We start from the raw sequence: 18223 nt of genomic DNA, 5'->3' as shown, positions 1-18223 counted from the left end.
TTTCGAGAAGGCGGTGGGCTGCGCCGGACCGTGGAGTGCTTGATGAAAAGCAAGAAGCAGAAGCTTTTTTCCTCCGAACCTCGGCGCACAGCAAAGCTCGAGCGCGAACTCAAAGCGATAGAAGCGCAAATTTCATTCCTAGAGAAAGACACCCGTCTGGATCTCGCCACACAGGACCATTTCGTTCTGTGGAGACGGCCGAACCTTTTTGCTCCCTGGCCATTAGGCCTCCAGCACTAGGCAAGATCTCACCACCAAGCATCAGAGCACCTGCGTTCAGCGCAGTATCACGTCTCATCCAAACATTGAGAGCGAATCATGACCACGCGAAAACTGACTCAGGCGCCCCCCGACAAGGCGCGAGATCTCTTTGAAAAACTTCTTGCGACCTCCGACAGCGCCGTCAAAACCCGTGAACGTCTGTTCGCGGACCTCCAGGAGGAGTTGAAGCTGCTGGCCTCCCTCCAGGAGCAGCATCTCCTGCCGGTTCTTCGCCGTCATGGGATGGACGACCTTGTTCGGCAGGCCCTCGACGACCATGAGGAAACCACCGCGCTTCTGGCGGATCTGGAAAGCATGCCAAAGAGCAATGGCGAGTTCCTCGCCAAGGTGGCCGAGCTGCGAAGGGTGTTCCAGCAGCATATTCGCGACGACAGGAAGGAGCTTCTGCCAGCCGTGCTCAAGGTTCTGAGCGACGATGAAGCCGAAGCGGTCGCAGAAAAAGTAGAGGACGACGTGGCAGCATTCGACGAAACGAAGCGGTCCGAGGCGCGCCGCGCCCGCGAACCGGTCGACATGGTCCAGCGCGTCAATGACGATCTCAGCGAAACCGTCCGGACTGGGACGGAGAGCGCCCAGACCATCGTCCAGTCGATGCAACAGGCGGTGGAAAACAGCTTCGGATTATTTTCTGAAATGGCTCGCCGCTCGACGGGTCGAGCGATGGACATGTTTGCCCGCCCCGGTGGAGACGCTCGTAGCCTCGCTGAACAGGCTTCGGATGGGGTCAGGAGCGCGACCCAGCCCAACGCCGTGCTGGCACGAGGTCTGCAGGATGTCTCACGGGAATGGTTCGAACTGAGTCAGAAGCGCCTGCAGACAAATCTAGACGGGCTGAACGCCCTCGCTCGCTGCCGTTCGATGAACGACTTCGTGGCAGTCCAAAGCTCTCTCATCCGGGACAATTTGGAGCAGACTGTCGACAACAGCAGACGCATGGCGGAACTCACGATGCAACTGGCGGATGAAGCCACGCGAAGTGCAACGGCCGAGGTGAAGCAGTTCGCACAACGCGTGAACCGGGCCGCTTGATCCTGACAAGACATGAGGCCCCTGGCGGCAAGCCAGGGGCCTCCATCACGACTGATGAGCGGCAGTCATTGCTGCTTTTCGGGGCGATCCAGTGCGATCGTCCAGCGGCGCGGCCAGAAAGCCACGACCGCAACGATGAAGGTGAGAAGAAGAAGTGCCACCATCATCTGGGCGACTCCGAAGATCGGAGCGTCCTTGGCGACGAACCAGCTCGTGACGACACCCGCTGCGAGCATCAATATCCGGACGGTCCAGCTGATCAAGTGTGCCTCCCTGATGTCGACCGGTGTTCGATGCCTCTCCAGATTAGCTGTCGAACTCGTCGGTCATCATAGTAGAGATCTCACCGCATGACCTGATCGGGATCAATGCATGAGCGGCCACGTCGAGGTCATCATACGCCAGGGTGCAGGCGAAACAGAATTCGGAAACTCTACAGCGCCAAGCTGCCCCATCCTGAACATAGTGATAAGTTTAACCTAAGTTAATCGCTCGAAGAAGCACACCGTGTGAGAACAACGTCGGAGGAAGCCATGGCGACTGATGTCGAGCGTTCCCATCTCCATAAGAGTTCGAGCCGGGGGAATTGCTACTCTCCGGATCTTCTTCCCCTGCTCCAAACGGTTCTTTCCGATCTCGCCGACATCGATCTCGCCCATGAGAAAAGGCTCGATGCCATCAAGCACAGCTCGGCCGATGACGAATGCAAGAGCCAGATGATTACGAGACTGTGGCACGAGCACCGGGAACGGCGGGCTCCCTACATTCAGGAACTCATCGCACTCAAGGAACGGATCGAGGCGTCATTCGACTGAGGACGCGATCGCTCCTCACCGGGAAGCGCCTGCCTCTACCGGGCGAGCACTCTGCTCATCGACCGCAGAAGCCGCTCCCACCACGTGGACCCGCATGGTTTCAACGGAGCCGCGGATTTTCGTGAGCGCGTCGACGACGCTGGTCGATACGCTGCGACCGGCCTCAGTGCTGCAGGTCTGATACAGCCGATGTCGTGAGGACTGGCCTGCCCTGACGGGACAAGTCCTCGACGCGTCAGAGCTGCATGCGTCGATAAAGTGTGCTGCGGCTGACGCCGAGCTGGCGCGCCGCAAGGGAGACATTGCCCTTGGCGGCATGCAGCGCATCCTGCATGGCCGTGGCCGTAATCGCTTCCAAAGTCGGCTGTAATTTTACCCGAGGCGGTGAAGCCTTCTCGGCGATCTCCCTGCCGACGGAACGGATGTCCGGCGGCAGCGCATCGATGGCGAGCGTATCCCCCGGTTCACAGAGCGCCAGCATGGCTCGCAGGCAGCCGACGAGCTGGCGGAAATTGCCAGGCCAATCATAGTTTATGAGCTGCTCACGGCACTCCGGCGTCAGGGCGACGCGCTGAGCCCTTGCACCAAGGGAACCCCACAACTTGTCGACCAGATCTGCGCGGTCGGGGCGGAGACGAAGCGGCGACAGTTCGATCGTATATTGCGCGATCCGGAAATAGAGATCCGATCGGAATGAGCCGGCCTCGACGAGCTCCCACAGGTTCCGGTTGGTGGCGCAGATCAGCATGAAGTCGACAGGGATCGCCCTTCCACCACCGAGCGGGACAACTTCCCGCTCCTGCAAGGCGCGCAGGAGCTTCGTCTGCAGGGTGAGCGGCATGTCACCGATCTCGTCGAGGAACAGGACACCCCCGTCCGCCTCGCGGAGGGTGCCCTTCGATCCGCCAGGCCGCGCTCCCGTGAAGGCTCCGGCCTGATAGCCGAAAAGCTCGGCCTCCATCAGCGTTTCAGGCAGGGCCGCGCAATTGACCGCGACCAGCGGCTTGCCGGAGCGCCGGCTTCGCGCGTGGACGGCGCGGGCGAAGACTTCCTTTCCGGTTCCCGTTTCGCCCCGGATCAGAACAGGCACCGCTGCATCGAGCAACCGGACGGCGCGTGCCAAGGCCTGTGTGGTCTCAAGGTCGAAGATCTGAACCGGGGCGGACAACGGCACGGACCGTGTCACGTGCTTGACGGGTGCGGGAGCTTTCCCGAATCGGTCGAGGCGCCCCACGAGGGTCGTTCCGTTCTCCCGCCTGAGGCTGCCATTGTCGGCCAGTGCGGCCATCCGATCACGGAACAGCTCGGACCATGAGGCCTTGCCGATCGCATCGACCTGCCGGCCAATGAGCGCCAAGCCATGCCGGTTGGCCGCCTTGAGTTGCCCATCCTCAAACACCAGGATCCCTTCCCGGGCAGTCCCGAGCATGGCCGGGTCCACATGGAGCCGCACCACATCCGCGCCGCCGAAATCCTGCTCGAAAAGCCGGTGCTCGATCTGCTCGGCAGCCAGGGTCACGAGGCCAAGCGCATGCGCATGGTGGGTCTCGGCCGGACCGGAGAGGTCCAGGACGCCCAGCACGTTGCCCTGCGGACCCATGATCGGGATCGCCGAGCAGCTCAGGATGCGGTTACACTCGAGATAATGCTCCGCGCCTCGCACTTCGATGGGGCATCCCTCGGCAAGGGACGTTCCAATCGCGTTGGTGCCCACCACCTGCTCGCTCCAGGGGACTCCCGGCCGCAAGGCGACCCGGGCGGCCCGCTGGGCAAAGTCGAGGCTCCCGATGGTATCGAGGATTAGACCGGACGCATTGGTAAGGATGACGATGCTGTCAGTGGCTTGCGCATCCGCATAGAGCGCTTCGACCTCGGGCCGACAGAGGCGCTTGAAAGTCTCCGCTTCTTCTGCCGTGAGCGCAAATTCATAATCCGTCAGCGGCTCCGGGAGTGAGTTGGCCCTGCCCTCGAGGCCAAGGGCCTGACAGCGAGCCCAGGACCGAAGAATTGATTGCGGAATCAATCCGCTGGGAACGGCCTTCTGTGAGAAGAAATGCTGGCGGGCATGCTGGATCCGATCCGGCGTCAATTGGCGTCCTCCCATCCCGGTGTCGCAAATTGCAACAGGTGCTGCAGATGCGTTTCTTTCCGCGACAGGATCCATGATAGGCAAAGCTGAGGCAAAAAGAAGTCATCGAAAGAACGAGAGGCCAAGCCGCAGCACGTCCCTTCCCGCTCAAGAACTTACCGCAACGCAAAACCGATTACCGCCGTACAGGCGAGCAGGTTGGCACGGAAATTGCTCGAACCGGCTTGTTCATCCAGGGAGGAAGCCAATGAACAAGCCAGAATTTCTCAGCGCCTCGCATGCACCGTTCAAGGACCGATACGGCAACTTCATCGGCGGGCAATGGGTCGAACCGGTCAACAGCCGGTATTTCGAGAACACCTCGCCTATCACCGGCAAAGTTGTCTGCGAGGTGGCCCGCTCGGACAAGGACGACATCGAGAAGGCGCTCGACGCAGCGCATGACGCAAGAGAAGCCTGGGGCAAGACTGCTCCGGCCGAACGGTCGCGGATCCTCAACGAGATCGCGAACCGGATGGAGGCGAATCTCGACACCCTCGCCCTGGCCGAGACCTGGGACAACGGCAAGCCGATCCGCGAGACGAAAGCTGCCGACATTCCTCTCGCAATCGATCACTTCCGGTATTTCGCTGCCTGCATCCGGGCTCAGGAGGGCTCGGTCGCCGAGATCGATCACGATACGGTTGCCTACCACTTCCACGAGCCGCTCGGGGTCGTCGGGCAGATCATTCCCTGGAATTTCCCGATCCTGATGGCGGCATGGAAGCTCGCACCCGCTCTCGCCGCCGGCAACTGCGTCGTCCTCAAGCCGGCGGAGCAGACACCGGCTTCAATTTTGGTCTGGGCCGAACTGGTCGGGGACCTGCTGCCGCCGGGCGTGCTCAATATCGTCAACGGCTACGGACTTGAGGCCGGCAAGCCGCTCGCGTCCAGCTCGCGCATCGCCAAGATCGCCTTCACCGGCGAGACGACAACCGGCCGCCTGATCATGCAATATGCGAGCCAGAACCTGATCCCGGTGACGCTCGAACTCGGCGGCAAGTCGCCCAACATCTTTTTCAACGACGTGACGGCCGAGGACGACGATTACCTGGACAAGGCCATCGAAGGCTTCGTGATGTTCGCCCTCAACCAGGGCGAGGTCTGCACCTGCCCGAGCCGGGCGCTGATCCAGGAATCGATCTACGACCGCTTCATGGAAAAGGCCCTCAAGCGGGTCGAGGCCATCGAGCAGGGAAGCCCGCTCGACCCGTCGACCATGATCGGCGCGCAGGCCTCGAGCGAGCAGCTAGAGAAGATCCTCAGCTACATCGATATCGGCAAGCAGGAGGGCGCCGAGGTGCTGACGGGCGGCGAGCGCAACATCCTGCCGGGCGAATTGGCCGGCGGCTATTATGTGAAGCCCACCGTGTTCCGCGGCCACAACCGTATGCGGGTCTTCCAGGAGGAGATCTTCGGCCCGGTCGTCTCCGTCACGACATTCAAGGATGAGGAGGATGCGCTGACGATCGCCAACGACACCCTGTATGGCCTCGGCGCCGGCGTCTGGACCCGCAACGGCAACCGCGCCTATCGCTTCGGCCGCGCGATCCAGGCGGGTCGCGTCTGGACGAACTGCTACCACGCCTATCCGGCCCATGCGGCCTTCGGCGGCTACAAGCAGTCCGGCATCGGCCGCGAGACGCACAAGATGATGCTCGACCACTACCAGCAGACCAAGAACCTGCTGGTCAGCTACAGCAGCAAGGCCCTCGGCTTCTTCTGAGCGCCTTTGAACCGGAGCGCGGCGGACTGCGCTCCGGTTTACGCATCATGGGGAGGAGCCATGACCACCGATATATTGCGCGTGACGGCGACGCCTGCCGCGCTCGACCTGATCGCAACCTTGCAGGGAGAGTACGGGCCGGTTCTGTTCCACCAATCCGGCGGCTGCTGTGACGGATCTTCGCCCATGTGCTACCCGCAGGGCGACTACATCGTCGGGGACGAGGACGTGCTTCTCGGGACCATCGGCGGGGCGCCGTTCTATATGAGCCCGTCGCAATACGAATACTGGAAACATACCCAGCTGATCATCGACGTGGTGCCGGGCAAGGGCGGCATGTTCTCTCTCGAGAACGGCCGCGGCATCCGCTTCCTGACCCGCTCTCGCCTGTTCACGGACGAGGAGATGGCAATCCTCAACCTCGCAGGGACGTCGGCCCGAGCTCGGCGCTCTTGAAGCGTCAGACGGTCTTCAGCCAATTACCTGCTCTGAGGCTGTGTCCGAAGCCTGCACTGATATCCGACGAAACACTGCGGGTTATCAGCCGTTGGCACCCATGCCGGCTCGATCGATTCCCCCAGCGCGCAGGAGTTCGTGCCGCTCACATATCTGTCATATATGTAGGTCCCCGTGCTTAATACGACCGAGCCCTGAGCCGCGACGATACCCGCGGCACGAGCGCAGCTCATGCTTGTGCTCACGGGCCTGTTTTGGGACCACGCTTCGGTGACCATCAGCAGCAGGGGAAGTATAGCAGCCAGCTTCAGCATCGAACCAACCCATATATGACGGGAGAACTGGAAGCTTGGGGTTACTGGCGACCGGGTCAAGGAACCTGTCATTCACAGGATCGTCATCTCCCGCTCACGGTCGACCAAGCCCGACACCGGGGCTGAAACGGGCGGTATAATCAAGGTACCGGATCCTGTCTGAATCTTGAAACTGGATCCTGTCAGACCAGTTCATGTCGAGCCAACCGGTCTGTCACGACCATTTCGTCCCTTCAAAATCGGAGATCGTCCAATGCAGCAGCGTCAGCTTGGTCAGTTGCAGGTGTCAGCTCTGGGTCTCGGTTGCATGGGCATGTCCGAGTTCTATGGCAGCGGCGACGAGGCCGAGTCCATCGCTACGATCCATCGCGCCATCGACCTTGGAGTGACCTTTCTCGATACCGCGGACATGTATGGCGTCGGCCGCAATGAGGAGCTGGTCGGTCGTGCCGTCGCGGATCGGCGAGACAAGGTGGTGCTTGCCACCAAGTTCGGCAACGTGCGGGGTCCGAACGGGGAGCGCCTCGGCATCAGCGGCAAGCCCGACTACGTGCGCCAAGCCTGCGAGGCGAGCTTGAAGCGTCTGAATATCGAGACGATCGATCTCTACTACCAGCATCGGGTCGATCCCGAGACGCCGATCGAGGACACCGTCGGGGCCATGGCCGATCTCGTGCGTGAAGGCAAGGTCCGCTATCTCGGCCTGTCGGAGGCCGGTCCTCAAACCATCCGGCGCGCTCATGCGGTTCATCCCATCACCGCGTTGCAGACCGAGTACTCACTCTGGAGTCGCGATCCCGAAGACGAGATCCTGCCGACCGTGCGCGAGCTCGGCATCGGCTTCGTACCCTATTCGCCGCTAGGCCGCGGTTTTCTCACCGGGCAGATCAAGAGCGTGGACGATCTCGCGGCCGATGATTTCCGCCGGAACTCGCCGCGGTTCCAAGGCCAGAACTTCCAGAAGAACCTCGACCTCGTGCGGGAGATCGAGGCCATGGCCAGGGAGAAGGGCTGCGCCCCCTCTCAGCTCGCATTGGCCTGGGTGCTGGCGCAGGGCGACGACATCGTGCCGATCCCCGGCACCAAGCGCCGCCGCTATCTCGAGGAGAATGTCGGCGCGCTGGACGTAAGGCTCACCACGGAAGACTTGGCACGCATCGACCGCATCGTCCCACCGGGTGCCGCAGCCGGCACTCGCTATCCGGAACCGGGAATGAAGATGGTGGGGCTCTGAAGCGAGGTCGTCATTGCTGCTCGACTTAGGCAGGACCCGCCACGCGAACGATCGTACTTCGGTACGCTTCGGAGCAGCGGGACCGGAATCGGGTGTCTCGCCCAAACGACTGCACACCGTCGTCGGTATGGCGCGAGCCTCCAAGCTAAGTTCTTGAGAAAATTGGCGACTCCGGTAGGGCTCGAACCTACGACCTGCCGCTTAGAAGTCTATTGGCTCCTCAATAGTTTCAAAGTTCATTCAGACATCCATGAGATTCTGCCCTATTGATTCAATTGATTTTTCTACCTTTGTCTGAACGACAAGGTCGCCCGCGGGGGCGGGATTCCGATGTCCGATAGGGTACTCGGAAGGTCACTCCTTGATTGATGCGCCGGCACAACATCTCGTCCCTTCCACCGCGTCTCTGAGCCGACGAAGCTTGGCCATTGCAGAGTTCCGAAACGGAATCTCGGAGGAGTCTCTGTGGCTTAGCGAGTTTTCCACATTCCTAACACTGTTCACACTATATATAGTTGGAACCGCGAGACGCGACACAAGTTCTTGACGTACGATTCACCATAAGAGTACCCATTGTGGCGCCTCTTCGAAACGAAAACGGCCCGGAGGTTCCAGCTCCGGGCCGTTGGATCGAGGCGGGGCCTGCATCATAGGAAACGTGCAGGCCGCGTGGTGACCTCGGCGGGGAATTTGTTTCCCACCGAGCCTCCCCTGTCAAGCTGCTTTCCTTGGACGAATGGTGACCTAGGAGAAGCCTACATGGCTGTCTACGTGATGTCTTATGATCTTGTGAATGAAGCTGAGGGAACTTACGACTATCGGCCCTTGTGGAGCGAGTTGAAGCGCTTAGGCGCGCATCGGACCCAGTATTCGACATGGCTCGTTGACCTCGACAATACGCCTCAAGAGATTGTTGAGCACTTTCAGCAGTACGTCGACAACAATGACCGGTTGATGGTGACGAAATTGACCAAAGAGTACTGGTACGACAACGCGATTGGCGGCACCAAAGCATGGCTCGCGGCGCGCACCGTCAGCTAAATCAGAAGCGCCTCCGCAGGGGTTACTTGCCGCTGCGGAGACCCCTCGTTTTCAATGCTAGAGTAAGGCCGGTCGCTCGGGGCGCTATCTGTGATCCGCGCCCACATAGCGCGACGTTCGTCACTTTGGGCCATCATTGAGAGGTCTATTGCGCAGATATCTATTCCTCTGCGGCTGGCTCTGGCTTCGGCACCCGAATGGTTTTTCCTGAGGGAACCTTGGCAATGGTTTTTTCAGCTAGTTCCTTTACCTGTCCGGCGAAACTCGGTGCCGTCCTAAGCGCCTGCTTTACTACATCAGAATTGGCTAGCTCATGCCAGGGACTGCCGTGGCTCTCTGTCTCCACTAGGCGAAGCGGAAGCTCATCAAGTCTGGTTAGAGCTGAGGCGAGGAGCCGGGCTTCCATTTCTCTATCAACCCGAGCAGCTTCACGGCGGAAGCCCTCGTATGCCCGAGCTATCGACGCCTTGAAGGCATAGTCTTCCGAAAGCCGGAATCGCTGACCGATCTGCTTTGTAGACAGCCAAGCGAACCAGATCGGCGCACCGATCGACAGTAGAGATAAAATTACATTAGGAACGACCACAGACGACGGCTGATTTGGGTCCTTAAACAATTCAACCAAAGCCTCGAGGCGCCCGGCTCCGAAAACGCTGCCTGCAAAGAGAGCACCGACAAGTCCGACGACCCATATCCACATTGATATTGAAAGAGCCGATGATCTCTCCGTGAAGGCAGCCGCTAATCCTACGCTTGTCGCAGCCGAGTAGGCAGTTTCACAGCGCTGAAGCACCGCTTCTGCTTCCTCCGCGCTTTTATTTAGTTGCGCGTCGATGTTATCGGCGTGTTCCCGAATCCCTTGTAGACGCACTTGGTCCTTCGTGGCGTTCTCCACAAGCTCAGCAACCTTATGCCGAGCCTCTGCTAGTGACTCCAAATCTGCTGGAAGCTGATCAGCCGCGTTATAGGCGTGCTCGATCCGTTCGACCATCGCTGCAAGCGTCTCTGTGCGAGGCTGCAATCCGTTGATCCGCGCCTCCAAGCCACGAACTTGGGTTGTCACCTTACGAAGCCTGACCGCTACTTCTCTTGCCTCGTCCGGCTTCAAAACAGGTGTAAGCGCCTTTCGAAGTCCATTCAGCGTAAAAATATAGGCAGGCACTGCCGCTGAGGCACTTCCCCAGATGTTTGGAATTGTCTGTTGCTGGAGGTGTTGTAAGCGACGGATGTAGTCGTTCAGATGGGCTTCGTGTTCCCCTACCTCATCGCCGCCTTCTTCATCGATTCGATCAATTAGTGATTGTGCCTCGTCAATCAACTCCGAGCGAGTGAGACCCGGGAAACCCCAATTGTTATGGACATTTCCAAGTGGTTCGTCGTTCGGCACTGTGGACTGCAATTGTGCGACCACTTTCTCCAGATGCTGTCTAATATTTGTAAGCGACTTATGCATCCCCCAACCTCTCTACCCACACATATGCGGCGAACGACCAGAGTCATCGAATGTGACGTAGCTGGTTGACCCAGGTTCGAGCCAATTTGGGCAATGATGATTGAGTAGTTGTCAGAGCGGAACAGCCTAGAAGCGCAATTTCAGCTCTCTACACAGCAAATTAGAAGTTGAACGTCAGAGGCACACCACTGACAACCTGCTGAGGTGGCGCTCCCTAGAGGATCACAGCCAGAGGCCACGGTCGATGCCAGTCGGCTTGAGAAGGGAGCGGCCGCCAACTGGGGCGATGTTTGAGACATGAATGGCCTGCGCGAGCGGCTGCAGGAAATCAGCGACAAGCTGCACCACGGAGGGGAATATGCCCTCTGAGGGGTCGCATGAAGGTCGCACCATCTCGCTTTGTACGCATTCGTTCCTAGCCGGATTCCAGACGCAGTAAGGCGTTGGCCGCGCTTAACGCCAATGCGGAAGTCACTGACTCACAATCAGTGACCTCCACATGAACATTAAGCGCATTTTTGTAGCACGAAAACAGTTGGCGCGGCTGAATTTACGTACTACAAAAATACTCTTGAAGATCGATTTCGACATCACCAAGAGCCTTCGGAACGCCGTTAAGCGCGGCCTTCCCTTCGACCTCGTTGAAGGCTTCGACTGGAACACGGCCCTGGTGGTCGAGGATCTTCGCAACGACTATCTGGAGCGCCGCTTCCAGGCTCTGGGCCTGATCGACGATAGGCTCTACATGGTCGTATTCACCCCCATCGAAGGCGGTGTGAGGGTTATTTCCCTTAGGGCCGCCAGCCGAAAGGAGCGCAGCCGATGGCCAAAATAAAGCCGAACCCCTCCCTCGTTTCGAAGGACAACCCGGAATGGACGGACGAGGACTTCGCCCGCGCGAAGCCGCTGGCTGAGGTGCTGCCCGAGTTGGCGGCCGTGGCCAAGAAGGTCGGCCGCCCGAAGAGCGAGAATCCGAAGGTGCCGGTGTCGCTTCGTCTCGATCCAGATGTGCTCGAGGCCTACAAGAAGACCGGCCAGGGCTGGCAGGTGCGGATCAACGAGGTGCTCCGCGCTGGCATGCCGAAATTGTGAGTGTAACCCTTTTCTGGGGCTTGATGACTACACTACGGCTCCGGCTCACCGGCCGGAGCTTCTAGGTTCGGAAGGACTGAGTAGGGCCTGGGTTAATCGACACCTAAAACCGTGAAGGCCCGGACCACAAACAAGGCGCCAGCGATAAAGCATACCAGCGCTCCAATAGCTGTCGCCAAGGCTGCCCAAAAGGAAAGGGTTATATTGCGATCTGTGTTGATGGGAGCAGGATCCCAAGGAAGTGAGTTCATGAGCAGGTAGAGATCACCGGCTTGCATGTGCGACTCGTAAATCCAACTCCAGTTTAGATAAGAAATCGCAGAAGTGACTGCGCTGCAAACGAGACCTAAAATGAAGCATAGAAATGCCGGATATAGGTGTTTTGCTAGACTGATCGCAACTAGCATAGCATTGACATCACCTTTTCCAAAAATAGCCCCAATGAATGTCATTAGAGCTAAGATAGACCCCCCGTTCAAAAGGAACGTAACCCTGACATATGACTGACCGTATTCCTTTGAAGCCTCTTTGGCTCCCACTCTTTCATCGTGAATTTGTTTAGCAAAGGTCTCATGCGCAAGCTTCTGCTGCTCAGTATATTGCCTCCTTCTTTCCTCCCTTATCTTTACATCTTCCTCCGGCGTCTTCGCAGTGAACAAATCAACTATTCGACGCTGCTGCTCGGCCTCTCTTTGGCTATTCTCTTTGCTCAATTTGCCCCCCTCTTATTTGATTGAAGGCTAGCTGATTTCCTTTGTGCTTCAACTCACTATTCATGTATTTCTGCTATACTGCCTGTCATGGCCTTTTTTTGCGCGAAACCACCGCCATTTCCCGAGCTCACTAGCGAACCTGTCAGCCTTGGTCCGAGGAGTGGTGGATCGAGACGGAGGCCCGGGCGGTCCTGAAATGTTGAAGGAGTAAAGAGATATCCTCTTCAAATGCCGGAAGGATGAAAACAGGAAGACCACTGACCGCGGCCTCATAGATTCTGTGGCCCGAAGGCGGATAAAGCGATCATGGAGACGATGCGGAGGCTGCGGGAAGCGCAGGCGCAGAGGAAGGCTAAGGCGGTGAGTGGACGCCTGACCCACGAGCAGCTTCACTTCCGAAACCAATAACCGGGAGGCTAGACGGCTTAGGGCCGATTACTGGCATTTCGCTCTCATGTCAGCCGTCCTGGCGCTGGCCATCTTCCTCAGCTGCTTCGCCATGCTCCCTGTCCGAGCCGAAACCATAGAAGACTGTCACATCGTCATCACCGACGGGGATAGCATCGACATCTACGGAGAACGCATCCGGATCCTGAATATTGACGCACCGGAAAGCTTCCGGTCGAGGTGCGAGGCGGAACTGAAGCTCGCCCTGCGGACGAAGGAGCGGCTTGCCAATCTTCTACGCTCGGGGCCGGTCGAAATCCGCCGGGAGGCACAGGATCGCTACCGACGCACTCTGGCGATCCTGTCAGTGCGAGAGGGAGATGTCGGCCAGATCCTGGTTCGGGAGAAGCTCGCCCTCCCCTGACAGGACGAACGCGAAGCCAAGGAGCGCCGGCTGAAAGCTTGGTGCGGACCCAGCGCGAGGCTAAGCTCAATCCTGGAGCCTACGATCTGACAGCCTGTTTGGCCTCTAGAACGGCCTCAACCAGTCTCACAATGCTCCGTTGAATGTTGCTGTCCTCAACACTGGCGAACAGCTCGATGAGCTTGGCACCGTGTGGAGTGCTCGCGACCATGTCGAGAGCGTTGTCATTGGCGTTCGTCAAAGCCGTGCACTCCAGCAGACCGTGGAAGAAATACGTTACATCGACGCCTAGGATCATTCCGATTTCATGGAGGCGGCCGGCGCCGATCCGGTTTATTCCCTTTTCGTACTTCTGGATCTGCTGGAACGTCAGCCCGAGAGCTCCTGCCAGCTTCTCCTGGCTCATTCCTAACGCGATGCGCCTCAAACGGATGCGCTTGCCGATGTGACGGTCGGCTTCATTCGGTAATTTCTGCATTTGCCCCTTAGCCCTGCACGAACTCAGTGCAGGACGCTCGGACGGGATGGGGCGGAGAATGACAGAAGACGGCCGACATCAGCAGTCAGTCTCTCCCGGTCCTCTCGAGGCATGGTGGCGATGCATTCAGCCACATAGGCCTGAATCTGCCCCCAGTCATCGCCATAACGTTGCACTGCCTCCTCGCATAACTCAGCCAGGGTTGCAGTCCCACGACTATCGTGTTGGGTCATCGCCCACTCCTGTTCAACACTGATGTAGAACCGTCATACATCTTAGCATCTTCAGAATTTCCGGCCCCTCGTGCTCATTACTTGCACTTCGCAAGCAAATCACAGGCCTCCTTCATGGATCAGGAAACCTCCCGCGTCCGCCGTCAAGACAATCTTGTCCGGGTCGAGGTCGTCACAACAGCCGAGCAGCTCCTTCATGCGCATGCGATCCGAGCGATCTGCTTCATGGAAGAGAACGGCGTCTCGGCTCGTCAGACCTACGACGGGAACGACTACCAGGCGACCCACATCATCGTGTACGCCGGCGAAGAGCCGATCGGAACAGCCCGGATCCGGTGGTTCAAGGATTTCGCCAAGATGGAGCGCACGAGCTTTCGCAAGGCCTGGCGCGACCCGCGGGTGATCAAGCGGAGTGCTGAGTTCATTTTCGATCACATCAGCCGCAAGGGTTATGACTGCGTGATCACCCATGCCAAGCCTCCCTATGCCCGCCTGTGGCAACGGATGCTCGGGTTTAAGCCGGCTCCAGGCAAAGTCCCTCTCTATTTCGAGGGGCATGACGAGCCCTATGTCGAACTCGTCAAGCATCTGACCCCTCCCGACAATGCCATTACGCCCGCCTCCGATGCCGCTGTGCTTTTCCGCATCGAAGGATATTGGGACGTCCACTCCGAGTTCGAGGCGATTGAGTCATGACCTTCAATGCATCCTCCGCCCTCTCGGATCTGAAGAACGCTGACGCAGGCGCCATCATGGATTACTTTCAGTCCTACCTTCAGCAGGTGGTGAGCCTGCACGCGGCCATGTTCCAGAAGCTGCTGTTCGAAGCTGAGGGTGTGCCGCTCGAGTTGGCCGAGCTGTTCGAGGATGTCGGCAACACCTATCTCGGTCTCTCGGAAAGCATTAGCCGGCATCATCTTCAGCGCCGGCTCTCACAGGTTGAAGAGCAGCTTAATGCCGGTGTCGAACCGGCTTTGCGGCGGGTCCAAGCGCAGTCTCGGCGCAAACCACGGGTTCGCCGGTCCAAACATCTCGCACAGCCAGTCAAAGACTAAGCGAACAGGTCGGGCGTTCAGCCGCTCGGTCAGGACGAGGGCGTACATCGGGACCGAGATGGTCACATCGAGTTCCAGCGGAACCGCATTCGGCTCCAGGATTGTGTAGCTGCCGAGGAGCCCGATCCCGAGACCGGCTTTGACGAGCATGCCATAGGCCATCGAGTTGTCGCAGAAATGAGCGACCTGACCTTGCGAAACGACGCCGTTCCAGGTCGCCCACAATCCTGTTCTGGCCGAGTAGAACTCGGACTGCAGGAAGAGGTGCTGTGCCAAGTTCAGCCGCGTCGGGATCCCGTACTGCTGGATATAGGACTTTGCCACGATCGGGATGAAATGCAGGTATCCCAGCTTCTGCATGGAGATGTCTGCAGCTTCGATGGGATTGAAGCCGATCATCATGTCCGTTTGATTGTCGCGCAGGCTCACAACATTGGCGGGACTCTTGAGGTGAAGCTGAATTTTTGGGTGTTCGGCCGCGAAGGCGGAGGCGCCAGGGGCGACGAAGAAGGTGTTAAGACCATCGGTGATGCTGACCCGGACGATGCCCTCGGCATCCTTATTTTCGGACCTGAGGTCGTTGGTGAGCGCGAAGAGCGAGTGGTCGAGGGTTGTTAGAGCCTGCGCCAAAGCCTGCCCCTTGGGCGTCAGCTTGACCCCATGCTGGGTGGGAACGAAGAGCTGTGAGCCCATCAGGTCCTGAAGCCGCTTGACCTGACGGCTGACGGTCGGCTGACTGGTGTTGAGGATCTCCGCGGCCCGGTTGAAGGATTTGGCTTTCGCCACGGCCAAGAAGACCCGCAGCTCGCCCCAGAACTGACCGCTCAGGATGTTCTCATTGTCCAATGGAGAGCGGACGAGGTTGCGCTGGTCAGGGTCGAAGGGCCTCATACTCGTTAGCATCCAACCGGTAGTTATAAATTAACGTTGCACAACTGATGAGACACTACAATGGTCAGGAATATAAGCTTGCCGGTAACCGCGGATTGTCCTGCAGAAAAGGCGGCTTTTTGAATGTTTAGAAGGTCCGCTACTTAGTAGCGTGCAGTTTCGGTGGGTATCAACAAGGTAAACGCAACACTCTTCTCCTCGCAATTCACAGATACTTTTGCGTGTATTTGACTCATTCCATGACGAGAACATAATAGGAACATCCTCAACACGAAACTGATTTGGCGCGGGACATGCATGATGCCGGGCAACAGGACAGGCTTGCCGCTTTGCGGCACCGGATCGCCCGGCTCGAAGGTGGCTCTCAGAGGATCAAGCCTCTGCCTTTCGGCCTTCGCGCGATCGACACCCATCTGCCAGGCGGCGGCCTCGCCCGAGGTGCGTTGCACGAGATGATCGAGGCAGGACTCGCCTCCGAGTTTGCCGGCTGCACAACCCTGTTCACAGCTGGGATCGCAGCCCGTCTCAAGGGGCCTGTGCTCTGGTGCCTGACCCGACGGGATCTGTTCGCCCCAGGCCTCCTGCGTGCCGGTCTGCACCCAGACCGCGTCATCTATGCCGAAGCCGAGCGGGAGCGGGAGATCCTGCCGCTCATCGAGGAGGGCCTGCGCGAGAAGGGACTGGCTGCCGTGGTCGGTGAGGTCACGCGCATGAGCCTGATCGCATCGCGCCGTCTACAACTGGCAGCTGAAGCGACTGGTGTAACCGCTCTCGTCATCCGGCGCTGGTGGACATTGGCCGAAAAGGATCTGGTCCAGCTCCCGACTGCCGCCGTCACGCGCTGGCGCATCGCTCCTGCCCTGTCCGAACTCATGCCGGCCCCAGGTCTTGGACGGGAACGCTGGCAGGTCGAACTCCTGCGCTGTCGTGGCGCCGAACCCCGTACCTGGATTCTGGAGGCCTGCGATGCGAAGGGTCGTCTCGCTCTACCTGCCGACCTGGCCGACCGATCGGATCAGGCGGCGGACCGGCGAGCCGCCGCGTCATGAGCCGCTTGTGACCGTGCACACCGTCGGGTCGCGCCGCATCGTCCGCGCGGCTTGTGCGGCGGCACAGGAGGCGGGTCTGCACGTCGGCATGGCACTCGCACAAGCACAGGCGCTCGTTCCCAATCTGCATGTGGTCGATGCCACGCCGGATGAGGACGAGGCCTCGTTGAGGGACCTGGCCCGCTGGGCCATCGGCTATTCGCCCGTGGTGGCGCCCGATCCGCCCGACGGTCTCTGGATCGACATTGCCGGCGTGGCGCATCTCTTCGGCAGCGAGGAAGAACTGCTCGCAGACCTGACCAGCCGCCTCATGCGACAGGGCATTGCAGCCAAAGCGGCCGTCGCCGATGCTCCGGGAGCGGCTTGGGCAGTGGCGCGCTATGGAGCCGGTGGCGTGGTGCCGACGGGCCGCACGGTGGACGCCGTAGCGACCCTGTCGATCCGCGCTTTGCGCATTGCTGCCGACAAGCTGAGCGCCCTGCACCGGCTCGGCATCGAACGGGTCGGTCAGTTGGCCGCTATGCCGCGAGCGCCGCTGGTGCGGCGCTTCGGGAGAGACGTGGCGCTGCGGCTTGATCAGGCTCTCGGTCATGCGTTTGAGCCCATCACACCGTTGATTCCGAAGGAAGCGCCGACGGCATCGTGTGCCTTCGCAGAGCCGATCGGGCGGATTGAGGATCTCAAAGCCGTTGTGCTGCGCTTAGCCGGAGATCTGTGCCGTCAACTGGAACGGCGCGGAGAAGGCGCCCGCCGTCTTGACCTCCTGTTCCAGCGCGTCGATCAGAAAAGTGCTTGTCTGCGGGTCGGCACAGCCAGGGTCAACCGGGACCCGGCTCATCTCGCCAAGCTCTTCGACGAGCGCCTGCAGACAATCGATCCTGGCTTCGGGATCGAGGAGATTGCCCTTGTCGCGAGCAAAGTCGAGCCGTTGACGGAAACGCAAGTTCAGGCACGTGGACTTGGCGACCAGGAGGCCAGCGAAGCCGACATGGGTCAGCTCGTCGATCGTCTCGCGGCGCGCATCGGGATGAGGAAGGTCTATCGTCTTGCACCTGTCCAAAGCCTCGTGCCGGAGCGCATGGCGCGCCGAATCCCGGCACTCGCGCCGCCGACAGGATCGGTCTGGCCGGAGAACCTGCCACGGCCGACGCGCTTGCTCGATCCCCCAGAGCTTGTTGTGGCCACCGCCCTGCTCCCGGACCATCCTCCCCGCTTCTTCGTCTGGCGCAGGATTCGCCACACCGTCGGAAAGGCCGACGGGCCGGAACGCATCACGCCGGAATGGTGGAACGGCAACAAGGGTTCGGCCGCTCGGGATTACTACCGCGTCGAGACCGAGCAAGGCGGCCGCTTCTGGATCTTTCGCGATGCGCCCACTGCCGAGGGCGGGCGCTGGTGGATGCATGGCTTCTTCGCATGATCA

Annotated in this window: 18 protein-coding genes; 12 read left to right on the top strand and 6 right to left on the bottom strand. The window is 59.5% G+C overall.

Going from position 1 to position 18223, the window contains the following annotated elements:
* Positions 1–318: 318 nt before the first annotated feature.
* Positions 319–1311, top strand: coding sequence for a phasin family protein (locus VB672_RS12560; RefSeq protein ID WP_329784524.1), 993 nt, complete (start codon positions 319–321; stop codon positions 1309–1311).
* A 65-nt stretch (positions 1312–1376) separates the two neighbouring features.
* Here VB672_RS12560 and VB672_RS12555 read toward each other — a convergent pair whose 3' ends face one another.
* The gene (locus VB672_RS12555; protein WP_329784523.1) at positions 1377–1574 is read right to left on the bottom strand and encodes a hypothetical protein; all 198 of its coding nucleotides are present in this window, start codon (positions 1572–1574) and stop codon (positions 1377–1379) included.
* A gap of 270 nt (positions 1575–1844) precedes the next feature.
* On the opposite strand from VB672_RS12555, the gene VB672_RS12550 reads away from it, so the two are divergent.
* Complete coding sequence (locus VB672_RS12550; protein ID WP_329784522.1) at positions 1845–2126, top strand: hypothetical protein; 282 nt, start codon at positions 1845–1847, stop codon at positions 2124–2126.
* A gap of 235 nt (positions 2127–2361) precedes the next feature.
* On the opposite strand, the gene VB672_RS12545 is transcribed toward VB672_RS12550, so the two are convergent.
* Positions 2362–4215 (bottom strand): sigma-54-dependent Fis family transcriptional regulator, encoded by a 1854-nt coding sequence (locus VB672_RS12545; protein ID WP_329784521.1) that lies wholly within the window; start codon positions 4213–4215, stop codon positions 2362–2364.
* A gap of 247 nt (positions 4216–4462) precedes the next feature.
* Between VB672_RS12545 and adh the strand changes: the two genes are divergently transcribed.
* From adh to VB672_RS12525, 4 genes are all read left to right on the top strand, one after another.
* Positions 4463–5980, top strand: coding sequence for an aldehyde dehydrogenase (adh, locus tag VB672_RS12540; RefSeq protein WP_329784520.1), 1518 nt, complete (start codon positions 4463–4465; stop codon positions 5978–5980).
* 60 nt (positions 5981–6040) lie between these two features.
* Positions 6041–6436, top strand: coding sequence for a DUF779 domain-containing protein (locus VB672_RS12535; protein ID WP_329784519.1), 396 nt, complete (start codon positions 6041–6043; stop codon positions 6434–6436).
* Positions 6437–7003: 567 nt separating this feature from the next.
* Complete coding sequence (locus VB672_RS12530; RefSeq protein WP_329784518.1) at positions 7004–7984, top strand: aldo/keto reductase; 981 nt, start codon at positions 7004–7006, stop codon at positions 7982–7984.
* Between the two features lie 759 nt (positions 7985–8743).
* A complete protein-coding gene (locus tag VB672_RS12525; RefSeq protein WP_329784517.1) occupies positions 8744–9025 on the top strand; it encodes a CRISPR-associated protein Cas2 in 282 nt (93 codons plus the stop codon).
* 160 nt (positions 9026–9185) lie between these two features.
* Here VB672_RS12525 and VB672_RS12520 read toward each other — a convergent pair whose 3' ends face one another.
* Entirely contained in the window at positions 9186–10478 is a 1293-nt protein-coding gene (locus tag VB672_RS12520) for a hypothetical protein (protein ID WP_329784516.1), read from the bottom strand.
* A gap of 499 nt (positions 10479–10977) precedes the next feature.
* Between VB672_RS12520 and VB672_RS12515 the strand changes: the two genes are divergently transcribed.
* Positions 10978–11313: a BrnT family toxin gene (locus VB672_RS12515; RefSeq protein WP_329784515.1), complete on the top strand. Its 336-nt coding sequence runs from the start codon at positions 10978–10980 to the stop codon at positions 11311–11313.
* The gene (locus tag VB672_RS12510) at positions 11301–11570 is read left to right on the top strand and encodes a BrnA antitoxin family protein (protein WP_329784514.1); all 270 of its coding nucleotides are present in this window, start codon (positions 11301–11303) and stop codon (positions 11568–11570) included. Before VB672_RS12515 ends, VB672_RS12510 begins: the two co-directional genes overlap by 13 nt.
* A gap of 92 nt (positions 11571–11662) precedes the next feature.
* Here the strand turns inward: VB672_RS12510 and VB672_RS12505 are convergent, their stop codons facing one another.
* Positions 11663–12283 carry a cell envelope integrity protein TolA gene (locus VB672_RS12505; RefSeq protein WP_329784513.1) on the bottom strand — a complete coding sequence of 207 codons (621 nt, stop codon included), beginning with the start codon at positions 12281–12283 and terminating at the stop codon, positions 11663–11665.
* 454 nt (positions 12284–12737) lie between these two features.
* On the opposite strand from VB672_RS12505, the gene VB672_RS12500 reads away from it, so the two are divergent.
* Positions 12738–13094: a thermonuclease family protein gene (locus VB672_RS12500; RefSeq protein ID WP_329784512.1), complete on the top strand. Its 357-nt coding sequence runs from the start codon at positions 12738–12740 to the stop codon at positions 13092–13094.
* Positions 13095–13173: 79 nt separating this feature from the next.
* On the opposite strand, the gene VB672_RS12495 is transcribed toward VB672_RS12500, so the two are convergent.
* Positions 13174–13572 (bottom strand): helix-turn-helix domain-containing protein, encoded by a 399-nt coding sequence (locus VB672_RS12495; protein WP_329784511.1) that lies wholly within the window; start codon positions 13570–13572, stop codon positions 13174–13176.
* Between the two features lie 347 nt (positions 13573–13919).
* Between VB672_RS12495 and VB672_RS12490 the strand changes: the two genes are divergently transcribed.
* Positions 13920–14501 (top strand): hypothetical protein, encoded by a 582-nt coding sequence (locus VB672_RS12490; protein ID WP_329784510.1) that lies wholly within the window; start codon positions 13920–13922, stop codon positions 14499–14501.
* A 236-nt stretch (positions 14502–14737) separates the two neighbouring features.
* On the opposite strand, the gene VB672_RS12485 is transcribed toward VB672_RS12490, so the two are convergent.
* Positions 14738–15751 carry a LysR family transcriptional regulator gene (locus VB672_RS12485; protein ID WP_329784509.1) on the bottom strand — a complete coding sequence of 338 codons (1014 nt, stop codon included), beginning with the start codon at positions 15749–15751 and terminating at the stop codon, positions 14738–14740.
* 293 nt (positions 15752–16044) lie between these two features.
* Here VB672_RS12485 and VB672_RS12480 point away from each other — a divergent pair, with 293 nt between their 5' ends.
* Positions 16045–16800 (top strand): ImuA family protein, encoded by a 756-nt coding sequence (locus VB672_RS12480; RefSeq protein ID WP_329784508.1) that lies wholly within the window; start codon positions 16045–16047, stop codon positions 16798–16800.
* Positions 16718–18220 carry a Y-family DNA polymerase gene (locus VB672_RS12475; protein ID WP_329784507.1) on the top strand — a complete coding sequence of 501 codons (1503 nt, stop codon included), beginning with the start codon at positions 16718–16720 and terminating at the stop codon, positions 18218–18220. The genes VB672_RS12480 and VB672_RS12475 overlap by 83 nt, the downstream gene beginning before the upstream one ends.
* The last annotated feature ends 3 nt before the right edge of the window (positions 18221–18223 follow it).

It is taken from the genome of Microvirga sp. CF3016, assembly GCF_036314085.1.
Taxonomy (GTDB): Bacteria; Pseudomonadota; Alphaproteobacteria; order Rhizobiales; family Beijerinckiaceae; genus Microvirga.
Note: the sequence above shows the minus strand (reverse complement) of the source record. Positions and strands in the feature narration are given on the sequence as shown.

Coding starts and splice junctions, on each gene's coding strand:
- VB672_RS12480 (WP_329784508.1), top strand. CDS start 16,045: ATGCATGATGCCGGGCAACAGGACAGGCTTGCCGCTTTGCGGCACCGG.
- VB672_RS12495 (WP_329784511.1), bottom strand. CDS start 13,572: ATGCAGAAATTACCGAATGAAGCCGACCGTCACATCGGCAAGCGCATC.
- VB672_RS12550 (WP_329784522.1), top strand. CDS start 1,845: ATGGCGACTGATGTCGAGCGTTCCCATCTCCATAAGAGTTCGAGCCGG.
- VB672_RS12520 (WP_329784516.1), bottom strand. CDS start 10,478: ATGCATAAGTCGCTTACAAATATTAGACAGCATCTGGAGAAAGTGGTC.
- adh (WP_329784520.1), top strand. CDS start 4,463: ATGAACAAGCCAGAATTTCTCAGCGCCTCGCATGCACCGTTCAAGGAC.
- VB672_RS12490 (WP_329784510.1), top strand. CDS start 13,920: ATGGATCAGGAAACCTCCCGCGTCCGCCGTCAAGACAATCTTGTCCGG.
- VB672_RS12485 (WP_329784509.1), bottom strand. CDS start 15,751: ATGAGGCCCTTCGACCCTGACCAGCGCAACCTCGTCCGCTCTCCATTG.
- VB672_RS12560 (WP_329784524.1), top strand. CDS start 319: ATGACCACGCGAAAACTGACTCAGGCGCCCCCCGACAAGGCGCGAGAT.
- VB672_RS12510 (WP_329784514.1), top strand. CDS start 11,301: ATGGCCAAAATAAAGCCGAACCCCTCCCTCGTTTCGAAGGACAACCCG.
- VB672_RS12475 (WP_329784507.1), top strand. CDS start 16,718: ATGCGAAGGGTCGTCTCGCTCTACCTGCCGACCTGGCCGACCGATCGG.
- VB672_RS12515 (WP_329784515.1), top strand. CDS start 10,978: ATGAACATTAAGCGCATTTTTGTAGCACGAAAACAGTTGGCGCGGCTG.
- VB672_RS12535 (WP_329784519.1), top strand. CDS start 6,041: ATGACCACCGATATATTGCGCGTGACGGCGACGCCTGCCGCGCTCGAC.
- VB672_RS12530 (WP_329784518.1), top strand. CDS start 7,004: ATGCAGCAGCGTCAGCTTGGTCAGTTGCAGGTGTCAGCTCTGGGTCTC.
- VB672_RS12500 (WP_329784512.1), top strand. CDS start 12,738: ATGTCAGCCGTCCTGGCGCTGGCCATCTTCCTCAGCTGCTTCGCCATG.
- VB672_RS12525 (WP_329784517.1), top strand. CDS start 8,744: ATGGCTGTCTACGTGATGTCTTATGATCTTGTGAATGAAGCTGAGGGA.